This window comes from Nonomuraea sp. NPDC052265, from assembly GCF_044547985.1.
Taxonomy (GTDB): domain Bacteria; phylum Actinomycetota; class Actinomycetes; order Streptosporangiales; family Streptosporangiaceae; genus Nonomuraea.
In genome coordinates this window covers 29,037-50,103 of sequence record NZ_JBIUBJ010000024.1, presented here as the reverse complement: position 1 = coordinate 50,103, position 21,067 = coordinate 29,037, and the positions used below count along the sequence as shown (strand labels likewise).

Annotated in this window: 22 protein-coding genes and 1 pseudogene; 6 read left to right on the top strand and 17 right to left on the bottom strand. The window is 71.6% G+C overall.

What is annotated here, in order from left to right; genetic code table 11:
- Nucleotides 1-9: 9 nt before the first annotated feature.
- A complete protein-coding gene (gene pgl, locus ACIHAD_RS41525; protein ID WP_397360303.1) occupies nt 10-783 on the top strand; it encodes a 6-phosphogluconolactonase in 774 nt (257 codons plus the stop codon).
- Nucleotides 784-785: 2 nt separating this feature from the next.
- Here the strand turns inward: pgl and add are convergent, their stop codons facing one another.
- Entirely contained in the window at nt 786-1,805 is a 1,020-nt protein-coding gene (gene add / locus ACIHAD_RS41520) for an adenosine deaminase (protein ID WP_397360302.1), read from the bottom strand.
- A gap of 101 nt (nt 1,806-1,906) precedes the next feature.
- On the opposite strand from add, the gene ACIHAD_RS41515 reads away from it, so the two are divergent.
- Nucleotides 1,907-2,662, top strand: coding sequence for a class I SAM-dependent methyltransferase (locus tag ACIHAD_RS41515; RefSeq protein WP_397360300.1), 756 nt, complete (start codon nt 1,907-1,909; stop codon nt 2,660-2,662).
- On the opposite strand, the gene ACIHAD_RS41510 is transcribed toward ACIHAD_RS41515, so the two are convergent.
- Genes ACIHAD_RS41510 through ACIHAD_RS41500 form a run of 3 tightly spaced genes read right to left on the bottom strand, consistent with a single transcriptional unit; the run spans nt 2,642 to nt 4,966 of the window.
- Nucleotides 2,642-3,226, bottom strand: coding sequence for a TetR/AcrR family transcriptional regulator (locus ACIHAD_RS41510; RefSeq protein WP_397360299.1), 585 nt, complete (start codon nt 3,224-3,226; stop codon nt 2,642-2,644). The two genes, ACIHAD_RS41515 and ACIHAD_RS41510, sit on opposite strands and share 21 nt — an antisense overlap.
- Nucleotides 3,227-3,237: 11 nt before the next feature.
- On the bottom strand, nt 3,238-4,107 hold the full coding sequence (locus ACIHAD_RS41505; RefSeq protein ID WP_397360298.1) for an oxidoreductase: 870 nt from the start codon (nt 4,105-4,107) through the stop codon (nt 3,238-3,240).
- Between the two features lie 40 nt (nt 4,108-4,147).
- Entirely contained in the window at nt 4,148-4,966 is an 819-nt protein-coding gene (locus ACIHAD_RS41500; RefSeq protein ID WP_397360297.1) for a hypothetical protein, read from the bottom strand.
- Between the two features lie 73 nt (nt 4,967-5,039).
- Here ACIHAD_RS41500 and ACIHAD_RS41495 point away from each other — a divergent pair.
- Nucleotides 5,040-5,456, top strand: a pseudogene (locus ACIHAD_RS41495) (Clp protease N-terminal domain-containing protein); the annotation flags it as partial.
- Nucleotides 5,457-5,660: 204 nt separating this feature from the next.
- On the opposite strand, the gene ACIHAD_RS41490 reads toward ACIHAD_RS41495, so the two are convergent.
- Nucleotides 5,661-6,683 carry a GNAT family N-acetyltransferase gene (locus ACIHAD_RS41490; RefSeq protein ID WP_397360296.1) on the bottom strand — a complete coding sequence of 341 codons (1,023 nt, stop codon included), beginning with the start codon at nt 6,681-6,683 and terminating at the stop codon, nt 5,661-5,663.
- Nucleotides 6,684-6,791: 108 nt separating this feature from the next.
- On the opposite strand from ACIHAD_RS41490, the gene ACIHAD_RS41485 reads away from it, so the two are divergent.
- Both ACIHAD_RS41485 and ACIHAD_RS41480 read left to right on the top strand, forming a co-directional pair.
- Nucleotides 6,792-8,168 carry an NAD(P)/FAD-dependent oxidoreductase gene (locus ACIHAD_RS41485; RefSeq protein ID WP_397360294.1) on the top strand — a complete coding sequence of 459 codons (1,377 nt, stop codon included), beginning with the start codon at nt 6,792-6,794 and terminating at the stop codon, nt 8,166-8,168.
- A gap of 25 nt (nt 8,169-8,193) precedes the next feature.
- Nucleotides 8,194-9,798, top strand: coding sequence for an amidohydrolase (locus tag ACIHAD_RS41480; protein WP_397360293.1), 1,605 nt, complete (start codon nt 8,194-8,196; stop codon nt 9,796-9,798).
- Between the two features lie 49 nt (nt 9,799-9,847).
- Here the strand turns inward: ACIHAD_RS41480 and ACIHAD_RS41475 are convergent, their stop codons facing one another.
- From ACIHAD_RS41475 to gap, 5 genes are all read right to left on the bottom strand, one after another.
- Entirely contained in the window at nt 9,848-10,192 is a 345-nt protein-coding gene (locus ACIHAD_RS41475; protein ID WP_397360292.1) for an RNA polymerase-binding protein RbpA, read from the bottom strand.
- 74 nt (nt 10,193-10,266) lie between these two features.
- A complete protein-coding gene (secG, locus tag ACIHAD_RS41470) occupies nt 10,267-10,497 on the bottom strand; it encodes a preprotein translocase subunit SecG (protein WP_352364424.1) in 231 nt (76 codons plus the stop codon).
- A 99-nt stretch (nt 10,498-10,596) separates the two neighbouring features.
- The gene (gene tpiA, locus ACIHAD_RS41465) at nt 10,597-11,382 is read right to left on the bottom strand and encodes a triose-phosphate isomerase (RefSeq protein WP_397360291.1); all 786 of its coding nucleotides are present in this window, start codon (nt 11,380-11,382) and stop codon (nt 10,597-10,599) included.
- A gap of 1 nt (nt 11,383) precedes the next feature.
- Nucleotides 11,384-12,571 (bottom strand): phosphoglycerate kinase, encoded by a 1,188-nt coding sequence (locus ACIHAD_RS41460; RefSeq protein WP_397360290.1) that lies wholly within the window; start codon nt 12,569-12,571, stop codon nt 11,384-11,386.
- A 37-nt stretch (nt 12,572-12,608) separates the two neighbouring features.
- On the bottom strand, nt 12,609-13,613 hold the full coding sequence (gap, locus tag ACIHAD_RS41455) for a type I glyceraldehyde-3-phosphate dehydrogenase (protein ID WP_397360289.1): 1,005 nt from the start codon (nt 13,611-13,613) through the stop codon (nt 12,609-12,611).
- A 182-nt stretch (nt 13,614-13,795) separates the two neighbouring features.
- Here gap and ACIHAD_RS41450 point away from each other — a divergent pair, with 182 nt between their 5' ends.
- Nucleotides 13,796-14,452, top strand: a complete 657-nt coding sequence (locus ACIHAD_RS41450; RefSeq protein WP_397360288.1) for a hypothetical protein — start codon at nt 13,796-13,798, stop codon at nt 14,450-14,452.
- A gap of 133 nt (nt 14,453-14,585) precedes the next feature.
- On the opposite strand, the gene whiA is transcribed toward ACIHAD_RS41450, so the two are convergent.
- The 7 genes from whiA to ACIHAD_RS41415 form a co-directional block, all read right to left on the bottom strand.
- Complete coding sequence (gene whiA, locus ACIHAD_RS41445; RefSeq protein WP_138714326.1) at nt 14,586-15,566, bottom strand: DNA-binding protein WhiA; 981 nt, start codon at nt 15,564-15,566, stop codon at nt 14,586-14,588.
- Nucleotides 15,567-15,638: 72 nt separating this feature from the next.
- A complete protein-coding gene (gene yvcK / locus ACIHAD_RS41440; protein ID WP_397360365.1) occupies nt 15,639-16,571 on the bottom strand; it encodes a uridine diphosphate-N-acetylglucosamine-binding protein YvcK in 933 nt (310 codons plus the stop codon).
- 35 nt (nt 16,572-16,606) lie between these two features.
- Nucleotides 16,607-17,473 (bottom strand): RNase adapter RapZ, encoded by an 867-nt coding sequence (rapZ, locus tag ACIHAD_RS41435; protein ID WP_357705735.1) that lies wholly within the window; start codon nt 17,471-17,473, stop codon nt 16,607-16,609.
- A gap of 44 nt (nt 17,474-17,517) precedes the next feature.
- Nucleotides 17,518-19,446 (bottom strand): excinuclease ABC subunit UvrC, encoded by a 1,929-nt coding sequence (gene uvrC, locus ACIHAD_RS41430; protein WP_397360287.1) that lies wholly within the window; start codon nt 19,444-19,446, stop codon nt 17,518-17,520.
- 81 nt (nt 19,447-19,527) lie between these two features.
- Nucleotides 19,528-19,965, bottom strand: coding sequence for a Rieske (2Fe-2S) protein (locus tag ACIHAD_RS41425; protein ID WP_397360286.1), 438 nt, complete (start codon nt 19,963-19,965; stop codon nt 19,528-19,530).
- A gap of 76 nt (nt 19,966-20,041) precedes the next feature.
- Nucleotides 20,042-20,500 (bottom strand): Rieske (2Fe-2S) protein, encoded by a 459-nt coding sequence (locus tag ACIHAD_RS41420; protein WP_397360285.1) that lies wholly within the window; start codon nt 20,498-20,500, stop codon nt 20,042-20,044.
- 117 nt (nt 20,501-20,617) lie between these two features.
- Nucleotides 20,618-21,034, bottom strand: a complete 417-nt coding sequence (locus ACIHAD_RS41415; protein WP_397360284.1) for a Rieske (2Fe-2S) protein — start codon at nt 21,032-21,034, stop codon at nt 20,618-20,620.
- Nucleotides 21,035-21,067 lie beyond the last annotated feature (33 nt).

Genomic DNA, 21,067 nt, shown 5'->3' with positions numbered 1-21,067 from the left:
AGAAGTGTCGTGAGCGTTCCCAACGTTGTCGTGCACCGCGACGCCGACGTCCTGGCCAAGGCCGTGGCGGCGCGCATCATCACGCGCCTGGTCGACGTGCAGTCGGCCAAGGGGTCGGCCTCGATCGTGCTGACCGGTGGCACGGTCGGCATCGCCACGCTGGCCGCCATCGCCGCCACGCCCGCCCGCGACGCCGTCGACTGGCGGCGCCTGGACGTCTGGTGGGGCGACGAACGTTTCGTGCCCGCCGGCGACAAGGAGCGCAACGAGACCGGCGCCCGCCAGGCGCTGCTCGACCACGTGGACGTCGATCCCGCCCGGGTGCACGTCATGCGCGGCCCCGACGCGGGCCTGACGGCCGAGGAGTCGGCCGAGGCGTACGCCGCCGAGCTGCGCGCCGCGGCCCGCCCCGAGGACCACGGCCCGGTGCCGGCCTTCGACGTCATGCTCCTCGGCATGGGCCCCGACGCGCACGTGGCCTCGCTGTTCCCCGGCATGCCCGCCCTGTACGACACCCGCCCGGTCGTCTCCGTGCACGGCTCCCCCAAGCCGCCCCCCACCCGCATCTCCCTGACCCTGCCCGCCATCCAGGCGGCGCGCGAGGTGTGGGTGGTGGCGGCCGGCGAGGAGAAGTCGGGCGCGGTACGCCTGGCCCTGTCGGACTCGGGCCCCGTCCAGGTGCCGGCCGCCGGCGCGCGCGGCCGGGCCGGCACCCTGTTCCTGCTGGACCGCGCGGCCGCCGGCAAGATCCCGCCGGAGCTGGGCCGCCTGGCCTCCCCCTGAGGTCAGACGCCCGCGGTCAGGGTGTCGATCTCCTTGAGGAACGTCTGCTTGCGGTCGGCCGCCAGGTAGGAGGCGTTGACGGCGTTGCGGGCGAGTTGCGCCAGCTCGGGGGCGCCCAGCCCGAGCACGTGGGCGGCGGCCCGGTACTCGCCGGCCAGGGTGGTGGCGAACATGGGCGGGTCGTCGCTGTTGAGGGTGACGTACAGGCCCTCCTCCAGCATCCGGGGCAGCGGGTGGGCGGCGAGGTCGGGCACCTGGCCGGTGCAGACGTTGGAGGTGGGGCAGACGTCCAGGGGGAGCTGGGTGTCGCGCAGGTGGGCGACCAGGCGGGGGTCGGACAGGCAGTTGATGCCGTGGCCGATGCGCTCGGCGCCGTAACCCTCGATGACCTCCCACATCGTCTCGGGCCCGCTCATCTCGCCGCCGTGCGGGACGCTGTGCAGGCCCGCGGCGCGTGCGGCGGAGAAGGCGTCGCGGTAGGCGTCGCGGTACTTGGGGCGCTCCTGTTCGATGCCTCCGATGCCGAAACCTACCAATGCGGCGGGAGGTTCGCGCAGGGCGTGATCGACGGTGATCCGGGCGGCCTCCTCGCCGTACTCGCCGGGGATGTCGAAGATGTAGGCCATCTCCACGCCGTGGTCGGTCAGGGAACGGCGGGCGGCCAGGTCGAGGGCCTCGGTCACCTCGCGCATGGGCATGCCGACCACGTGGTGGGCGTACGGGGTGACCTGCAGCTCGGCGTACCGGCCGCCCTGCGCTGCGAGGTCCCCGGCCAGGCCCAGGACGAGGGTGGCGACGTCCTCGGGCTCGCGGACGAGGCTGTTGACGGCCTTGTACACGCGGGCGAAGTGGGGGAAGTCGAGGAAGGTGTAGAAGCGGCGCAGCTCCTCCTCGGAGGTCGGGACCTCGCTTCCGGGGTGGCGCCGGGACAGCTCCAGCACGGTGGCGACCGAGGCCGAGCCGACCAGGTGTACGTGCAGCTCCACCTTGGGAAGCGCGTCGATGAAGGCGTCGATGGTCATGGCGAAGACCATAAGCCCGAGATTTCGCCATAAAACAGGGAAAGAGCCGAAATTTCACGTGAAGATGTAAGGATTCGGGCTCCGGGGTATGCTCGTGGCCCGTGAGGGACCCTGAGGCCTACGACCGCGGCTTCGCGCGGCTCACTTCGCACACCGTCGAACCGCTGCTCGCCGCCCTGGCCCGAGGCCCGGGGCAGCGTCCGGAGCGGGTGCTCGACCTGGGGTGCGGCACCGGCGTGGTCACGGCCGCCGCGCTCGCTACCGGCGCCGAGGTCACTGCCGTGGACACCGACCCCGCCATGCTGGAGCTGGTCGCCCGCCGCCACCCCGGCGCCACGGTCGGCCGGGCCACCCTGCCCGCCCTGCCGTTCGAGGACGCCTCCTTCGACGCCGTGGCGGGCAACTTCGTCGTCAACCACGTCGCCGACACCCCGGCGACGCTCGCCGAGCTGCACCGCGTGCTGCGTCCCGGCGGCGCCGTCGCGCTGACCTGGTGGAAGTCCGACGAGATGACGGCCACGAACGTCTTCGCCGAGGCCCTGGCCGCGGCCGGAGTCCCGTACGAACCTCCGGCCCGTCCCTTCGACGCCGTGGACCGGCCGGAACGGTTCGCCGGGCTGCTGGCGCAGGCGGGCTTCACGGAGGTGGGCGTGCGCACGCTGCGCTGGCGGCACCAGGTGGACGTCGCCGCCTGGTGGACCGGCATCGTGCGGGCGGGCGGCCCGCGCTTCGAGACGATCGCCCGGCAGCCGCCGGAGACCGCCGCCCGCGTCAGGGCCTGCTACGACCGCCTGGCCGCCCCGTACGCCGCCACGGGTTTCCCCGTCTGCGCCCGCCTAGCCCGCGGCCTGCGCTGACCAGGCCAGCACCAGCGGCGTCAGCACGCCGTCGACCGACCCGGCCACGAACTGCTCGTCGAAGGGCGGCCCCGTGAAGATCATGCGATGCCAGACCAGGGCCTCGGCGACCTCGAACAGCCGCGCGGCGTCGACGTCCGCGCCCAGTTCGCCGCGCCCTCGGGCCCGCTCGACGAGCGCGCGCACGTCGCCGAGGTTCGTGACCCGCATGTGGGCGCGCAGCGTGCGGGCCAGCTCCTGGTTGGACACCAGCGTCGAGGACAGCCCGATGACCAGCGTGTGCTTGCGCTCCACCGTCTCGCACAGGCCACGGAAGATCGAGACCAGGTCGCCGCGGAGCGAGCCGGTGTCCTCCCCCGGCGGCGCGTCCATGTCGAACCGCCGGCAGATGACGTCGACCACCAGCTCGGGCTTGCCCGCCCAGCGCCGGTAGATGGTGGCCTTGCTGGCCCTGGCCCGCTTGGCGATCTGGTCGACCGACATGCGGTCGTAGCCGACCTCGGACAGCAGCTCCATCGTGGCGTCGAGGATGGCCCGGGCGCGGTCAGGGTCGAGTGGAGCCACGATCACGTCCTTCAGCGATAGGCGATCTCCTCGAATCGTACGCCCGTAAGCTCCGTGGACACCTCCCACAGCCGCCGGGCGACCTCCTCGGACCTGGCCGTCTCCGAGGGCGTGAGCAGCTTCGTCCGCGGGCCGACGAACTCGCCGCCGGTGATGGCCGGGGAGGTGGCGGCGTACAGGGAGGGGGTGGCGCCGGCCTCGGCCGACTGCAGGAACAGGCCCAGGAGGGGCTGTAGGGGCCCCACCTTGAAGATGCTGGTCGCGGTGGCACCGGGGTGGGTGGCCACGCTGGTCAGGGCCGTGCCGGCGGTCCTGGCGCGGCGCTGGAGCTCCAGGGTGAAGAGCAGGTTGGCGAGCTTGGACCGCGCGTACGCGCTCATCCGGCCGTAGCCGCGTTCCAGGCCGAGGTCGTCGAGGTCGAGCCGGCCCATGGAGTGCGCGGCGCTGGAGACCGTGACCACGCGGGCGTCCGGACCGGCCAGGAGCCGCGGCAGGAGCAGCCCGGTGAGCGCGAAGTGGCCGAGGTGGTTGGTGCCGAACTGCATCTCCCAGCCGTCCTTGGTCACCTGGCGGGGGATCATGCCGATGCCCGCGTTGTTGACCAGCAGGTCCACCTTGTCCACCGTGGCGGCGAAGCGCCGGATCGAGGACTGGTCGGCCAGGTCGAGGCCGCCGTACGCGACGTCGGCCTCCGGAACGGCCCGCCGGATCTCCGCCACGGCGGCCTCGCCCTTGTCCGCCGAGCGGGTGGCCACGATGACACGGGCTCCGTGCCGGGCCAGCTCGCGGGCGGTGGGCAGGCCGATGCCGCTGTTGGCGCCGGTCACGATGGCCGTTCTGCCGGTGAGGTTCGGGATGTCGGCTGGCGTCCAGGGGGTCATCGCCCCTCCTTTGGTGTACGGAACCGTTTCGTACACCTTACTATCCCAGTCGCTGCCGCGCGTGGCGCTCCTCGCGGCGGGTGACCTGGAGGCGCTGCCGGACCTCCTCCAGCTTCTTGCGGGCCTTGGCGAGCTTGCGTTCCAGCCGGGCGACCTTCTCGACGCGCTCGTCGTACTCGCGGGTGACCGACTCCAGCGCCTCGGTCCACTCGCGGTGGGCCGCCTCGGCCTCCTCCCGCTCGCGAGCCCTGGCCTCCTTCGCTTCCCTGGTCTCCTTCGCTTCCCTGGCCTCCCGGGCCTCGGTCTCCGCGCGGGCCCGCTCCTCGGCCGCCGCGTCCTTGCCGGACGGCTTGCGCCCGCGCGGCGCGGTCCGGGGCGCGGGCCGGGGGGCGGTGACGGGGGCGGGCGCGAAGCCGCTGTAGCTGAGCGGCTTGGCCAGCCGACCGGCCCGCACCTGGTCGGCGGCGCCGGCGTCCACGACGGCGGCGTCCAGCGTCTGGTCCACCTCCGAGGCGGCCGCCGCCGACAGGCCGCCGGCCTGCCTGGCCAGCCTGGCCACCTTGGCGGTGACCTCGCCGCGCCGCTGGGTCAGCTCGCCCAGCGCCTCGGCGTCCTGGGCCTGCCAGGCCGCGCGCAGCCGCTCCCCCACGCCGAGCAGTTCGGCCAGCTCACCGGGGTGCTCCCGGGCCAGCCGATTGACCGCCCAGGCCGAGACGGTGGGCTTGCGCAACTTCGCGATGTCGCGCGAGAGCCGTACGTCGCCCGCCTCCTTGGCCGCGCGCACCTCGGCCGCGCGGGCGGCGGTGAACTCCGCCGGCGGGACTGCGTAGAGGCGGCCGGCCACCTCGTCAAGATCCACACAGGACAAATACCCCACACGCCGGGGTTTGTAGCGCATAGTGGAGACAGCCCCAGTCGAACGGAGGCCCCCGGTGTTCGAGCGCTTCACCGACCGTGCGCGCAGGGTCGTCGTCCTCGCCCAGGAGGAGGCGCGGCTGATGAGCCACAACTACATCGGCACGGAACACATCCTGCTGGGCCTCATCCGCGAGGGCGAGGGGCTGGCCGCGCTGGTGCTCGACGGCTGCGGCGTGGAGCTGGAGAACGTACGGACCTTCGTGGAGCGCGAGGTGGGCCGCGGCGCCAGCTCGCCGAGCGGGCACATCCCCTTCACCCCGCGCGCCAAGAAGGTGCTGGAGTTGTCCCTGCGCGAGGCGCTGCAACTGCGCCACAACTACATCGGCACCGAGCACATCCTGCTCGGGCTGATCAGGGAGGGCGAGGGGCTGGCCGCCCAGGCCCTGGTGGACACCGGCGCCGACCTGGCCGACCTCCGGCAGCGCCTGATCGACCGCGTGGGCCGCGGCACCAGGGAACGCCCGACCGAGGTGTACTTCGGCGGCGGCTCGGTGCTCGGCGAACGGCTCACCCGCATCGAGGAGAGCCTGGAACGCATCGAACGCCACCTGGGCATCGGCCCGGCCGCCGCCGAGCCCGCCGGTCCAGGGGAACCTCGGGAGGCTCCGGAGCAGGAGGGGCCGCGCGAGGAGGGCCTAGGCTGAGGCCCGCGCGCCGACCGGCAGCCGCGCCTCCACGACGTCCGGGTCCTCCGTCCGGCCGAGCGTGGCGCCCAGGGTGGTCAGCAGGCCGCGCATGCGCGCGTTGTCGGCCAGCAGGGTGGCCCTGACCTCGGCGTACCCCAGGTCGCGAGCCTGCCTCACCAGCATCCTGGCCAGCACGGTGCCCAGGCCGCGCCCCTGCCAGCGGTCCTCCACCAGGAAGGCCATCTCGGCGATGCCGGGGTCGGGGGTGAACATCAGGTTCGCCATGGCCACGACCTGGCCGTCGTGCCCGGCGACCAGCGAGAAGCCCCTGCCGCGGTCGCAGAGCCGGTCGAACGTGCGCGGCGGCAGCGCGGGCATCGAGGTGAAGTAGCGGAACCTGCGGGCCTCGGGCGAGCACCTGTCGTGCAGGTCGCGCACGGCCTCACGGTAGATCGAGGTGAGGGGGCGCACGGTGACCTCGGCGCCGTCGGCCAGTTTCAGCGCGTGTTCGGCGGGAGCCTCGCCGGGCGCGGGCTGGGCGAGCCGGGCGAAGGACGCCGCGCGCGCGGCCTCGGTCAGCGTGAACGGCAGCCCGGAGCGGCGCAGCCGGACCGCGCGCCGCTGCGCCACGGGCACGACGAGCAGCGTCGGGTCGGGCAGGTCGCTCACCGGTTCACCGTAGATCCACCGGGCGTCGTCCGCGCGCAGCAGCTCGGCCAGCAGCTCGGGCAGCCGCCAGGGCATGGAACGCAACCTGGAGGCCAGCAGCAGCGCCCTGGTCGGCTCGTCGGTCAGCTCGTGGGCGGTGGCCGGGACCACCTGGACGCGCCGGCCGCCGGCGGCCTCCAGGGCCTCGCGCACGACCTCGGGGGCGGCCGGGATGTCGGCGACGAACTCGTCGACGGTGCCGTCGGCGTCGGACTGGACGCTCAGGCCGAGGATGTTGCCGCCCCTGGCGGCCAGGGCCGAGGCCAGCGAGGCCAGCCGTCCGGGTCGCTCGTCCACCGTGGTGCGGATGCGCAAGAATCCCATATGGAGGAGCATGCCTGGGATGTGTTACATGCCCGCTAACGACGGGTTTCATCACGAATTTCGTCGTGAGATGCGCCACCTGATCCCGATATAGCAGGATATGGGGCCATGAATGCGCGAGTTCCCTTGTCGTCCGGATTCGTCAACGGTGACGTCTCCTTCTGGTACCGCTCGTCCGGGGTGCCGGAGCCCGGTCCGCGGCTCGACGGCGACCTGTCGGCCGACGTGGCGATCGTCGGGGCGGGCTACACGGGGCTGTGGACCGCGTACTACCTCAAGAAGGCCCGCCCCTCGCTCCGGGTGGTGGTGCTGGAGCAGGAGTTCGCCGGGTTCGGCGCCTCGGGACGCAACGGCGGCTGGCTGACCGGCGACCTGGCCGGCTCCCACGAACGGTACGGCTCGGACGCCCGGCGCCTGCAGCGCGAGATGTACGCCTCCATCGACGAGGTCATCGCGGTCTGCGAGAACGAGTCGATCGACTGCGACATCGTCAAGGGCGGCGTGGTGAACGTGGCCCGCACCCCCGCCCAGGCCGACCGGCTGCGTGCCTCGGTGGCCTCGGCGCGCGCCTGGGGCATCGAGGAGGCCGACCTGCGCCTGGCCGACCCGTCGGAGCACGTACGGGTGGCAGGGGCCCTGGCGGCCTCCTGGAGCCCCCACTGCGCCCGCATCCAGCCCGCCAAGCTGGCCCAGGGGCTGGCCAGGGCCGTACGCGACCTCGGCGTCCCCGTCCACGAGCGCACCCCGGTCACCGAGATCGCCCCCGGCCGGGCGGTGACCCCGTACGGGACGGTCAAGGCGACGTACGTCATCCGCGCCACCGAGGGCTTCACCGCCCGCCTGAACGGCCTGCGCCGCCAGTGGCTCCCCATGAACAGCTCCATGATCGTCACCGAGCCCCTCCCCGCCTCCTTCTGGGACGAGGTCGGCTGGCGGGGCGCCGAGCTGCTCGGCGACCTCGCGCACTACTACATGTACGCCCAGCGCACCGCCGACGACCGCATCGCCTTCGGCGGCAGGGGCCGTCCGTACCTGTACGGCTCCCGCATCGACGCCCGCGGCCGCACCCACGAGTGGACGGTCGAGGCCCTGTGGCGGCTGCTGGTCGACTTCTTCCCCGCGGCCCGCTCCTCCTCGGTCGCGCACGCCTGGTCGGGCGTGCTGGGGGTGCCGCGCGACTGGTGCTCGACCGTGCACGTGGACCGCGCGACCGGCCTGGGCTGGGCCGGCGGGTACACCGGACACGGCGTGACCACGACGAACCTGGCCGGGCGCACGCTGCGTGATCTGATACTCGGGGAGGAGACGGCGCTGACGTCCCTGCCCTGGGTGGGACACAAGGTGCGTTCCTGGGAGCCCGAGCCGCTGCGCTGGATGGGGGTGCACGCGATGTACCGCCTGTACCGGGTGGCCGACCACCGTGAGCGTTCCATGCCCAGGACCTCGGCCCTGGCCCGTTTCGCCGACCTGATCACCGGCCACTGACGCGTCCCAGAAAGGGAGAACCCCCATGAACATGCTCTTCCGCGGTGGAGCCGCCTTCGTCGGCGGCGCCGTGCGGCGCGACGCCGTGCTGGTGCGGGACGGGGTGATCGCCGCCGTCGGCCCGGAGGGCGAGCTGTCCCGCCGCGCCCCCGGCCACGACACCGTCGACCTGGACGGCGGCCTGCTGACGCCGGGCTTCACCGACGCGCACCTGCACCCCGTACAGGCCGGACTCGAACGAGCAAAGTGCGACCTGTCCGAGATTTTCGGCCTAGAAGCCTACCTAGCCAAGATCTCCAACTACAGCACGAAAAATCCAGAAAAAGAGTGGATCGACGGCGGAGGCTGGGACATGTCCGCCTTCCCCAACGGCCTCCCCCACCGCTCCCAGCTCGACTTCCTCGACCGGCCGGCCTACCTGATCCAGCGTGACCACCACGCCGCCTGGGTCAACTCCCGCGCCCTCGACCTGGCCGGCATCACCCGGGACACCCCCGACCCCGCCGACGGCCGGATCGAGCGCGACGCCGACGGCACCCCGTCCGGCGTCCTGCACGAGGGCGCGATGGACCTCGTCGGCCTGCTCACCCCCCGCCCCACCGCCGAGGACCAGGCGCGCGCCCTCGCCGCGGCCGAGCGGCACCTGTTCTCGCTGGGCATCACCGGCTGGCAGGACGCCATCGTCGGCTCGTACGCCGGCTCGGACGACCAGCTTCCCACCTACCTCGACGCCGCCCGCGTGGGCCGGCTGCGCGCCCGCGTGGTGGGCGCGCTGTGGTGGGACAGGACGCGCGGCGAGGACCAGATCGAGGACCTGGTGCGCAGGCGGGCCGCCGCCGAGGGGCTGGACCGGTTCGCCGCCACCTCGGTCAAGATCATGCAGGACGGCATCACGGAGAACTTCACCGCCGCCACGCTGGAGCCGTACTGCCGGTGCGGTGGCACGGGCCTGTCGTACGTCGACCCCGGCAAGCTCAAGCAGTACGTCGCCGAGCTGGACCGGCTCGGCTTCCAGGTGCACTTCCACGCCATCGGCGAACGCGCCGTGCGCGAGGCCCTGGACAGCTTCGAGGGCACCGACCCGGCCAACCGCCACCACATCGCCCACCTGCAGATCATCGAGCCCTCCGACGTGCCCCGCTTCGCCGCGCTGGGCGTGACGGCCAACCTGCAACCCCTGTGGGCCACCCACCACGCCCAGATGGACGAGCTGACGCTGCCGTTCCTGGGCGAGCCGCGCTCCTCGTGGCAGTACCCCTTCAAGGATCTTCAGACGCACGGCACCCGGTTCTGCGCGGGCAGCGACTGGCCGGTCTCCGAGGCCGATCCGATCCAGGGCATGCACGTGGCGGTGAACCGTACCGAACCGGGCGGATCGGTGCACGCGGGCTACCCGACGGCGCAGACGCCGTTCCTGCCGGGCCAGCGCCTCGACCTGGCCACGGCGATGAGCGCGTACACCGAGGGGTCGGCCTGGATCAACCGCTCGCCGGCGGGCGTGATCGCGCCCGGCCGTCCGGCCGACCTGGTGGTGCTCGACCGCGACCCCTTCGACCTGCCTCCGGCCGACATCTGGACGACGCGGGTGCGCATGACGTTCGTCGACGGCGTGGCGGTGCACGGGCGATGACGCGCGAAGGGCCCCGGCGACCAGCGCCGGGGCCCTTCGACAGGCACGCCTACCAGGGGGACTTGGTGTTGCGCAGGCGCTCCAGTGCCTCCTCGAGGATCGCCTTGCCGTCCTTGTCGCTCCGGCGCTCCTTCACGTAGGCCAGGTGCGTCTTGTACGGCTCGTTCTTGGGCGGGGCAGGCGGGGCCTCCTCGTCCTGTCCGGCTGGGAGGCCGCAACGTGGGCAATCCCACATCTCGGGGACCGCCGCGTCGCTGGCGAAACTGGGGCGCGTCTCGTGCATGTTGGCGCACCAGAACGAGACCCGCACTCTCGGAGCTGCCTCGCCGCGCTCGGCCTCCCCCATAGGGCCGGCGCCGACTCGGCTGCCACGGATCGCGTTGCCACTACCCACGGATGAACTCCTCGCTAGATCGCCCCGCGTCGTGACACGGGGGGAGAATCACTGTCACGCGTTAATCAGTTGTCTCAGGGCCGCATGAGCAGGCCGAGAGCGATGATGCAGACGAACCAGATGGTGCCCGTGATGACGGTCAGCCGGTCGAGGTTGCGCTCCACCACCGAGGAACCACCGAAGTTCGACGAGAAACCGCCGCCGAACATGTCAGACAGGCCGCCACCCTTGCCCTTGTGGAGCAGGACGAGCAGGATCATGAGACCGCTCGCCAGGATGAGGGCGATGGAGATTCCGATTTCCACGGTATGCCTGTTCCTTCAGTGCTCTGTTACGCGTGACGATTCAAACTTGCCTCTTGAGGGTACGGCCTGGTGTCAAGTCGCACCCTCAGAACGACTCAGTTAGCCAGGCAATTCGGAGAATCGGCAGATCTTGGCGAACTCCCCGGCGTCGATGCTGGCACCGCCCACGAGCGCGCCGTCGACATCGGGTTGAGCCATGATCCCCACGATATTGCCGGACTTGACCGAGCCACCGTAAAGGATACGTACCGCGGAGGCCACTTCGGGGTCGTAGAGCTCCGCGAGTCTGACCCGCAACGCTCCGCAGACCTCCTGGGCGTCCTCCGGGGTGGCCACCTCGCCCGTGCCGATCGCCCACACGGGCTCGTAGGCCACCACTATCGATTTTGCCTGCTCGGCGCTGATTTTGCGCAGAGCGCCGTCGAGTTGGCCGAGACTGTGCGCGATGTGGCCGCCCTCTTGGCGGACGGCCAGCCCCTCGCCCACGCACAGGATGGGCGTCAGCGAGTGCCGGTAGGCCGCCTGCACCTTGGCGTTGACGAGATCGTCGTCCTCGCCGTGGTACTGGCGCCGCTCGGAGTGGCCGATGACCACGTACGTGCAGCCGAGCTTGGCCAGCATGACGCCCGACACCTCGCCGGTGTAGGCGCCGCCGTCGTACTGGGACAGGTCCTGGGCACCGTAGACGATGCGCAGCTTGTCGCCGTCGACCAGCGTCTGGACGCTGCGCAGGTCGGTGAAGGGCGGCAGGACGGCCACCTCGGCCTTGTCGAAGTCCTTGTCGCCGAGCGTGAAGGCCAGCTTCTGGACCAGGGCGATGGCCTCAAGGTGATTGAGGTTCATCTTCCAGTTGCCGGCGATGAGCGGTTTGCGCTGCTGGGCCACCTCAGTCCTCCAGAGCCGCGAGTCCGGGAAGGGTCTTGCCCTCAAGGTATTCCAGGCTGGCCCCGCCACCGGTGGAGATGTGCGAGAAACCGTCCTCGGGCAGGCCCAGCCTGCGCACGGCCGCCGCGGAGTCGCCGCCGCCGACCACCGTGAAGGCGTCGGAGCCGATCAGCGCCTCGGCCACCGCCCTGGTGCCGCCGGAGAACGCGTCGAACTCGAACACGCCCATCGGCCCGTTCCAGAACACGGTCCTGGCGTCGGCCAGCTTGCTCGCGAACAGCTCGCGCGTCTTCGGCCCGATGTCGAGCCCCTCGCGGTCGGCCGGGATCGCGGTGGCCTCGACCACCTCGTGCTCGGCGTCGGCCGCGAACGTGACGGCCGCCAGCACGTCGACCGGCAGCACGAGGTCGACGCCCCGCCTGCCCGCCTCGTCGAGGAATCCGCGCACCTGGTCGAGCTGGTCCTCCTGGAGCAGCGACCGGCCCACCTCGTGGCCCTGGGCCTTGAGGAAGGTGTAGGCCATGCCGCCGCCGATGAGCAGCCGGTCGACCTTGGTCAGCAGGTTGGCGATGACGCCCAGCTTGTCGGAGACCTTGGCCCCGCCCAGGACGACCACGTACGGACGCTCGGTGTCCTGGGTCAGCCTGCGCAGCACCTCGACCTCGGCCACGACCAGCCCGCCGGCCGCGTGCGGCAGCAGCTTGGGCACGTCGTAGACGCTGGCGTGCCTGCGGTGCACCGCGCCGAACCCGTCGCCGACGTAGAGCTCGGCGAGTCCGGCCAGCTTCTCGGCGAACGCGCCGCGGGCGGCGTCGTCCTTGGACTCCTCGCCCGGCTCGTAACGCAGGTTCTCCAGCAGGGCGACCTGGCCCTCCTGGAGGGCGTCGACCGTCTGGTGCGCGCTGTCGCCGACCACGTCGGTGGCGAAGGCGACGTCCTGGCCGAGCAGCTCGCCCAGGCGGGCGGCCACCGGCCTGAGCGAGTACTTGGGGTTGACCTGGCCCTTGGGCCTGCCCAGGTGGGCGCAGACGACGACCTTGGCGCCGCGCCCGGCCAGCGCCTGGATCGTCGGCACCGACGCGCGGATGCGGCCGTCGTCGGTGATCGTCTCCCCGTCGAGCGGGACGTTGAGGTCGGCGCGCACGAGCACGCGCCGCCCCTTGACGTCGAGATCGTCGAGCGTGCGCATGCTCATGCTCCTGTTCCCGCAGCGGCCTCGACCACGCTCACAGGCCGCGGCCGACCAGCTCGATCAGGTCGGCGAGGCGGTTGGAGTAGCCCCACTCGTTGTCGTACCAGCCGACGACCTTGACCTGGTTGCCGATGACCTTGGTGAGGCCGGCGTCGAAGATGCAGGAGTGGGGGTCGGTGACGATGTCGGAGGAGACGATCTCGTCCTCGGTGTAGCTGAGGATGCCCTTGAGCGGGCCGTCGGCGGCGGCCTTGACCGCGGCGTTGACCTCCTCGACGGTGACCTCACGGCTGACGTCGACGGTGAGGTCGGTGGCCGAGCCGGTGGGGATCGGCACGCGCATGGCGAAGCCGTCGAGCTTGCCCTTGAGCTCGGGCAGCACCAGGCCGATGGCCTTGGCGGCGCCGGTGGAGGTGGGCACCACGTTGAGGGCGGCGGCGCGGGCGCGGCGCAGGTCCTTGTGCGGGCCGTCCTGCAGGTTCTGGTCCTGCGTGTAGGCGTGGATGGTGGTCATCAGACCCTTCTCGATGGTGAAGGTGTCGTGGATGACCTTGGCCATCGGGGCCAGGCAGTTAGTGGTGCAGGACGCGTTGGAGATGATCGTGTGGCTGGCCGGGTCGTAGACGCCCTCGTTGACGCCCATCACGATCGTGACGTCCTCGTTCTTGGCCGGCGCCGAGATGATGACCTTCTTGGCGCCGTTGTCGGCGTGCACCCTGGCCTTGGAGGCGTCGGTGAACAGGCCGGTCGACTCCACCACGACGTCGACGCCGAGGTCGCCCCAGGGCAGCTTGGCCGGGTCGCGCTCCGCGAACGCCTTGATCGCCTTGCCGTCGACGGTGATCTCGTCGCTGGAGGCCTTCACCTCGTACGGCAGGCGGCCCAGGATGCTGTCGTACTTCAGCAGGTGGGCGAGCGTCGCGTTGTCGGTCAGGTCGTTGACCGCGACGATCTCGATGTCCTTGCCGCTGGCGGCGACCGCGCGCCAGAAGTTGCGACCGATGCGGCCGAAGCCGTTGACGCCTACGCGGATGCTCACGGAAACCGATCTCCTCGAACAGATGGCGGTTGAATCTCAACCACGAACACTATCGGACCCAAATTGGTTTAGACCACTGCAGGTGCCGCCCTGCGTATCCCCGTTGAGGCGGCGTAATTTGCGAGCTTCGAGTAAAGTGCCCGACTCGTCGGAGTAAATTCGTGCATTCTCTGGGGGCTGAGATGTCACATAAGCGGTCCGGCCTGCTTCCTGGACTGATCGCGGGGCTGGTCGCCGCGCTGGTCTGCGCGGCGGCCCTGGGGTTCGCGGTGCTCTTCCAGGACCGGCTGCCCAAAGCCGTGGCCACGCTGGGCAACGGCCACGCCCTGTCGGTGACGCTGTCGCTCCTGATCGCGCTGCTGGTCGCCCTGGCCGTGGGCGCGGCCCGCCCGCGCAACCGCGCGCTGCCGGTGGTGGCCGCCCTGTACGCGGCGGCGGCGGTGGCCGGAGGCCAGATCTCGGGCGCGTCCATCATGATCGGTGCCGCGCGGCGCACGCCCGCGTCCGGCACGTCCTCCTCCCCCCGGCTCGGCGACATCACGGCGGCCAACGCCGGCGAGGGACTTCCCCACGCGTTGGCGGTCTACCGCGAGCCGCTCGGGCAGACGTGGCAGATGTGGCTGTACATCGCGGTGGCCGCCGTGGCCGCGCTCCTGCTGGTCACGCTGCGCGTCTTCCGCCTACGCCGCGCCGACCGGGCCGCCCTGGCCCAGGAGGCGGCCGAGGCGGCGAACGAGCCCGGGCAGGAGTACCGGGCGCCGTTCGAACCGGCCCAGTCGCCCGCCCAGCAGAGCGCGCCCACGGACCTGTTCACCCCGCGCAAGCCCGCCAGGGACTGACGGCCGCCCTTCCAGCCGTCGACAGGCGGTCGCGCGGCCCACGGAGGTCGGCGCGTGCGGGCCACCGCGCGGAGCCGTACGGGATGGGGGTCTCCCGGACGGCGCCGCACGCGCCCGCACGGCGGCGAGCCCGCTACGGCGCCAGCATGTCGACGGTGAGGTTGGCCTCGGTGTTGGGGATGCCCAGGTCGGAGGCGCGCTTGTCGGCCATCGCCAGCAGCCGCCTGATGCGCCCGGCGATGGCGTCCTTCGTCAGCGGCGGGTCGGCGATCTGCCCGAGCTCCTCCAGCGACGCCTGCTTGTGCTCCACCCGCAGCCGCCCGGCCACCACCAGGTGGTCAGGCGCCTCCTCGCCGAGGATCTCCAGCGCCCGCTGCACCCGCGCGCCCGCCGCGACGGCCGCCCGCGCCGAGCGCCGCAGGTTGGCGTCGTCGAAGTTGGCCAGTCTGTTGGCGGTCGCGCGCACCTCGCGGCGCATCCGGCGCTCCTCCCAGGCCAGCACGCTGTCGTGCGCGCCCAGCCGGGTGAGCAGCGCGCTGATCGCGTCGCCGTCGCGGACCACGACGCGGTCGACGCCGCGCACCTCCCGGGCCTTGGCGTGGATCTTCAGCCGCCGCGCCGAGCCCACCAGCGCGAGCGCCGCCTCCGGCCCCGGGCAGGTGACCTCCAGGGACATCGAACGCCCCGGCTCGGTCAGCGAGCCGTGCGCCAGGAAGGCGCCCCGCCAGGCCGCCTCGGCGTCGCAGGCGGCGCCCGCCACGACCTGCCGGGGCAGGCCGCGCACCGGGCGCCCGTGATTGTCGATCAGGCCCGTCTGCCGGGCCAGCGCCTCACCGTCGCGGTAGACGCGCACCACGTAGCGCGAGCCCTTGCGCAGCCCGGCCGGCGCGAGCACCAGCACCTCGGCCTTGTGACCGAAGACCTCGCCGATGTCCTTGATCAGCCGCCGCGCGGTGGCGTTGGTGTCGAGCTCGGCCTCGATCACGATGCGCCCGCCCACCAGGTGCAGGCCGCTGGCGAACCGCAGCAGCGTGGAAACCTCCGCCTTGCGGCAGCACGGTTTCAGCACCGGCAGGCGGCTCAGTTCGTCCTTCACCACACCTGTCATCGCCATAAGCGTTAGTCCTTCCCCCATTCAGACCGGCTCTCGCCAGTCTCTCGCACCTTCGCGCCACGCCGACCAGGATCAACGCTTCTGGAGGAAAATCTCGTCCAGGACGGAGGCAAGACGTCGTGGGTCATGGCGGGGGGAGCCGTCGGCCGTGGCCACGTCGGCCAGGACGAGCCGGGCGCCGAGCGCCGCGGCGGCCTTGTCGAGGGCGTCGAGGTCGTCGACCACGCCGGTGTCGGCGAGCACGACGTCGAGGGCCAGGTCGGGGGCGTGCTGGCGGAGCACCTCCAGGTGCTGCTGGGGGGAGAAGTCGTCGGTCTCGCCCGGCTGGGGCGCCAGGTTGAGCGTGACGAGCCGCTTGGCCCTGCTCTCGTGCAGCGCGCGGGCCAGTTCGGGGACCTTCAGGTGCGGGAGCACGCTGGTGAACCACGACCCGGGCCCGAAGACCAGCCAGTCGGCCTCACGCACCGCCGCGACCGCCTCGGGACGCGCGGGCGGGTCTTCTGGCACCAGGGAGATGGCCTGTACCCGGCCCGGCGTGAGCGCGCAGGCCACCTGACCGCGCACGGTCGAGGTGACGCCGTCGAGCTCGACCTCGGCCACGATGTCGAGCGGCACCGAGGCCATCGGCAGCACCCTGCCGTGCGCGCCGAGCAGCCGCCCGACCCAGTCGAGGCCGGCCACCGGGTCGCCGAGCAGCTCCCACAGCGCCACGATCAGCAGGTTGCCGACGGCGTGCCCGTGAAGGTCGCCCTCGCTGCGGAACCGGTGCTGGACGACCTCGCTCCAGGTGATGCCCCACTCGTCGTCGCCGCACAGCGCGGCCAGCGCCATGCGCAGGTCGCCGGGCGGCAGCACGCCGAGCTCGCGGCGCAGCCGGCCGCTGGAACCGCCGTCGTCGGCCACGGTCACCACCGCGGTCAGCCGGTCGGTCACGACCCGTAAGGCCGACAGCGAGGCGTACAGCCCGTGGCCGCCGCCCAGGGCCACCACGCGAGGACCGTTCATCGGATGGGGCAGGCCCGCCTCCATACGCTCATGGGTCACTCCCGGCCCACATCCCGGTGGCTGACCTGGACCTCCATGCCGCGGTCACGCAGGCGTGCGGCGACCTGCTCGGCCATGGCCACGCTGCGGTGCTTGCCGCCCGTGCAGCCCACGGCCAGGGTCGCGTAACTCTTGCCCTCGCGGGCATAGCCGGTGGCCACGACCTGCAGGACCTCCTCGTAGGCGTCGAGGAACTCCTTGGCTCCGGGCTGCCCGAGCACGTAGTCGCTGACCGGCGCGTCGAGGCCGTTCATCGGCCGCAGCTCGGGCACCCAGTGCGGGTTGGGCAGGAAGCGGCAGTCGACGACGAGGTCGGCGTCGACCGGCAGCCCGTACTTGAACCCGAACGAGACGACGTTGAGCCGCAGCCCCGGACGGTCCTCCCCGCCGAAGTAGGCGACGATCTTGTTGCGCAGGTCGTGCACGTTGTGGGACGAGGTGTCGATCACCAGGTCGGCGTTGGCCCGCACCTCGCGCAGGATGCCGCGCTCGCGGGTGATGCCGTCGACCAGACGGCCCTCGCCCTGCAACGGATGGGGCCTGCGGACGTTCTCGAACCTGCGCACCAGCTCCTCGTCGCTGGCCTCGAGGAAGACGACCCGTACGCGCACGCCGCGGCCCTCCAGCTCCTCGATGGCCGCGTTGAGGTCGGTGGTGAAGGCCAGGCTGCGCACGTCGACGACCGCGGCCACCTTGTCGGCGGCCAGCTTGACCTTGCCCGCCTCCTCCGCCATCGCGAACAGCAGCCCCGGCGGCAGGTTGTCGATGACGAACCAGCCCAGGTCTTCCAGCGCCTTGGCGGCCGTGCTGCGCCCCGCCCCGGACATGCCGGTGACGATGACGAACGCCGGCTCGGTGCTCATGGCCTCACTCCGTTCGCCGACACCCTGCGCTCCCTCGCGGGTGTTCACGATGTATCTCCCTTCAGCGTCGACACGATGACCTCCGCGAGGGCCGGCCCGATGCCGGGAACCTCGCAGATCTCGGCCGCGCTGGCCTCGCGTAGCTTCTTGACGGAGCCGAAGTGCTTGAGCAACGCCTGCCTGCGCGCCGGCCCGAGGCCGGGCACGCCGTCGAGCGCGCTCTCCTTCACTGTCTTGGACCTCTTGGAACGATGGTAGGTGATGGCGAACCTGTGTGCTTCGTCGCGCACGCGTTGCAGCAGGTAGAGACCCTCACTTGAACGAGGCATGATCACTGGCTGGTCGTCGCCGGGCAGCCACACCTCCTCCAGCCGCTTGGCCAGGCCGCACACCGCGACGTCGTCGATGCCGAGCTCGTCGAGCGCCCGCTGCGCGGCGGCCGCCTGGGGGCCGGCGCCGTCGACGACGACCAGGTTGGGCGGGTAGGCGAACTTGCGCGGCCTGCCCGTCTCGGGGTCGATGGGCCCGTGGCCGTCGTCGTCCTCGGTGGCCAGCTCGCCGGTGGCCGAACGCTCCTCCAGGTAACGCCGGAACCGCCGTGTGATCACCTCGTGGATCGAGGCGACGTCGCCCTCCTTCGTCCTGATCGCGAAGCGCCGGTACTCGCTCTTGCGCGCCAGGCCGTCCTCGAAGACCACCATGGACGCCACCACGTTCTCGCCCTGCAGGTGGGAGACGTCGTAGCACTCGACGCGCAGCGGCGCCTGGTCGAGGTCGAGCGCGTCGGCGATCTCCTGCAGCGCCTTGCTGCGCGTGGTCAGGTCGCCCGCCCGGCGGATCTTGTGCTGGGCCAGCGACTCCTTGGCGTTGCGCTCGACGGTCTCCATCAGCGCCTTCTTGTCGCCGCGCTGCGGGACGCGCACCTCGACCCGGGCCCGGCGCTGCTCGGTCAGCAGCTCGGCGACCGCCTCGGCGTCGGGCGGCAGCGCTGGCACGAGCACCTCGCGCGGCATCGACTCGGGGCCGGCCTCGCCGTACATCTGCAGCAGGAACTGCTCGACCAGTTCGCCCGGCGATGACTCCTCGACCTTGTCGACCACCCACCCCCGCTGCCCGCGGATGCGGCCCCCGCGCACGTAGAACACCTGGACGGCGGCCTCCAGCGGATCCTCGGCCAGCGCGATGACGTCGGCGTCGGTGGCCTCGCCGAGCACCACGGCCTGCTTCTCCAGCGCGCGCTGCAACGCCTGGATGTCGTCGCGCAGCCGGGCCGCCCGCTCGTACTCCTGCTCGCCGGCGGCCTCGCGCATGTCCTTCTCAAGGCGCTTGATGAAGCGGGTGGTGTTGCCCGCCATGAAGTCGCAGAAGTCTTCGGCCAGGTCGCGGTGCTCCTGCGGGGTCACCCGCCCCACGCACGGCGCCGAGCACTTGTCGATGTACCCCAGCAGGCACGGACGGCCGATCTGCCCGGCCCGCTTGAACACCCCGGCGCTGCACGTGCGCACCGGGAAGACGCGCAGCAGCAGGTCGACGGTCTCACGGATGGCCCAGGCGTGCGAGTAGGGGCCGAAGTAGCGCGTGCCCTTGCGCTTGGCGCCCCGCATGACCTGGACGCGCGGGAAGTCCTCCCCCATCGTCACCGCGAGGTAGGGGTAGGACTTGTCGTCGCGGTACTTGACGTTGAAGCGCGGGTCGAACTCCTTGATCCAGGAGTATTCGAGCTGCAGCGCCTCGACCTCGGTGCCGACGACGGTCCAGTCGACGTCGGCGGCCGTGGTGAGCATCGACTGGGTGCGCGGATGCAGCGTGGAGAAGTCGGCGAAGTAGGAGTTGAGCCGCTGCCGCAGGCTCTTGGCCTTGCCGACGTAGATCACCCGGCCGTGCGCGTCCCTGAACCGGTAGACCCCCGGCGACTCGGGGATCGAACCTGGTCTGGGCCGGAAACTCAAGGGGCTGCCCGCTGCTCTCGCCACGGTCAAAGACTAGTAGGCGCCACCGACAAGGTGACCCGCCGAGCCTTCAACCGGCACAACGGGCTCGCCCTCGTGTTCGGGTCAGGCCAGGGTGATCTGGTCGCCCTCGACCTTGATCTGCTGTGCGGCCAGCGGCTTGTCGGCCGGCCCGTCGGTGACCGAGCCGTCGGCGATGTTGAACTTGCTGCCGTGGCACGGGCACACGATCGCGCCGTCCGCGACGCTGCCCACGGGGCAGCCCTTGTGCGTGCAGATCGCGCTGAACGCCTTGAACTCGCCCGCCGTCGGCTGCGTCACCACGATCTTCTGGTCCTTGAAGACCGTGCCCCCGCCGACGGGGATGTCGGCGGCCTTGGCCAGCGCGCCGCCGGGCTGCGGGGCGTTCGACTGCGTGGCGCCGGGCTGCGCCGCGCTCGACTGGCCGCCCGCGTCGGGGGCGGTGGTCGCCGGCGTCTCGGTGCTTCCGCCGCAGGCGCTGATCGCCAGCGCCAGCCCGCCCGCGCCCACGCCCGCTATCACTGCCCGACGGCTTCGAAGGTCATCTCCCATGCGTCCCACCCAACCGGAGGCAGGTGAGAAATTCATGAGACACGGATTAGGCGAGTCTGATCTTGTCGCCGTCCACGGTGATCTTCTTCTCGGCGAGCGGTGCTCCGGCGGGGCCGTCGGCCACGGAACCGTCCTCGATCTTGAACTTGCTGCCGTGGCAGGGGCAGTTGATGGTCCCGTTCGAGACGCTGGCGACCGTGCAGCCCGCATGGGTGCAGATCGCCGTGAACGCCTTGAACTCCCCTTCGGTCGGCTGCGTCACCACGACCTTCTGGTCCTTGAAGACCGTGCCGCCGCCGACCTGGATGTCGCCGGTGTCGGCCAGCGCCTTGGCCTTCTTCTTCGCCTTCTTCTTGGGCTCGGCGGACGACGGCTCGTCCGCGGCCGGCGCCTCGTTCGCCGCCGTCGTCGTCGGCGAACCGTAGCTCGCGCACGCCGTCAGAACCGCCGCGAGCCCGGCGCCTCCGGCGCCGAGCATGACCGTCCGGCGCGTCGTTTCTGTCATGGTGCGTCCTCCCAGGTCTCGGTCTCACTTGCAGGTACGGCCGGCACCCCGCCGCCGGTTCAGCCTGCACGAGCCCAATCCCGGGAACCACGCACAATTACCCAGAACGATCCGTCCTCAGGCCACGACGATGCCGTCGCCCTCCACCTTGACCTGATAGACGGTCAGCGGCGCGGTCGCGGGCCCCTTGGTGGCCTGGCCGCTGTCGGCGGCGAACTCGCTGCCGTGGCACGCGCACGTGATGACGTTATCCTTCGGCGTGCCGACCGTGCATCCCTTGTGCGTGCAGACCGCGCTGAACGCCTTGTAGACGCCCTTCGTGGGCTGCGTGACCACGATGCGCCACTCCTCCACGAGCGTGCCGCCGCCTACGGGCACGTCCGCCGTCTTGGCGAGCACCTTGCCCTTGATCCCCGACACCGGTTGCGCCTTGGCGTCACCCGCGCCGCACCCCGCCAGCGCCAGCCCGCACGCGGCCACCCCTGCCACGCCGAGCATCTCGCGCCGCCCGATCCCGCCACCGGTTTCGGGCATGGCTTCGCCCCGATTCGTCACTGTCATGAATTA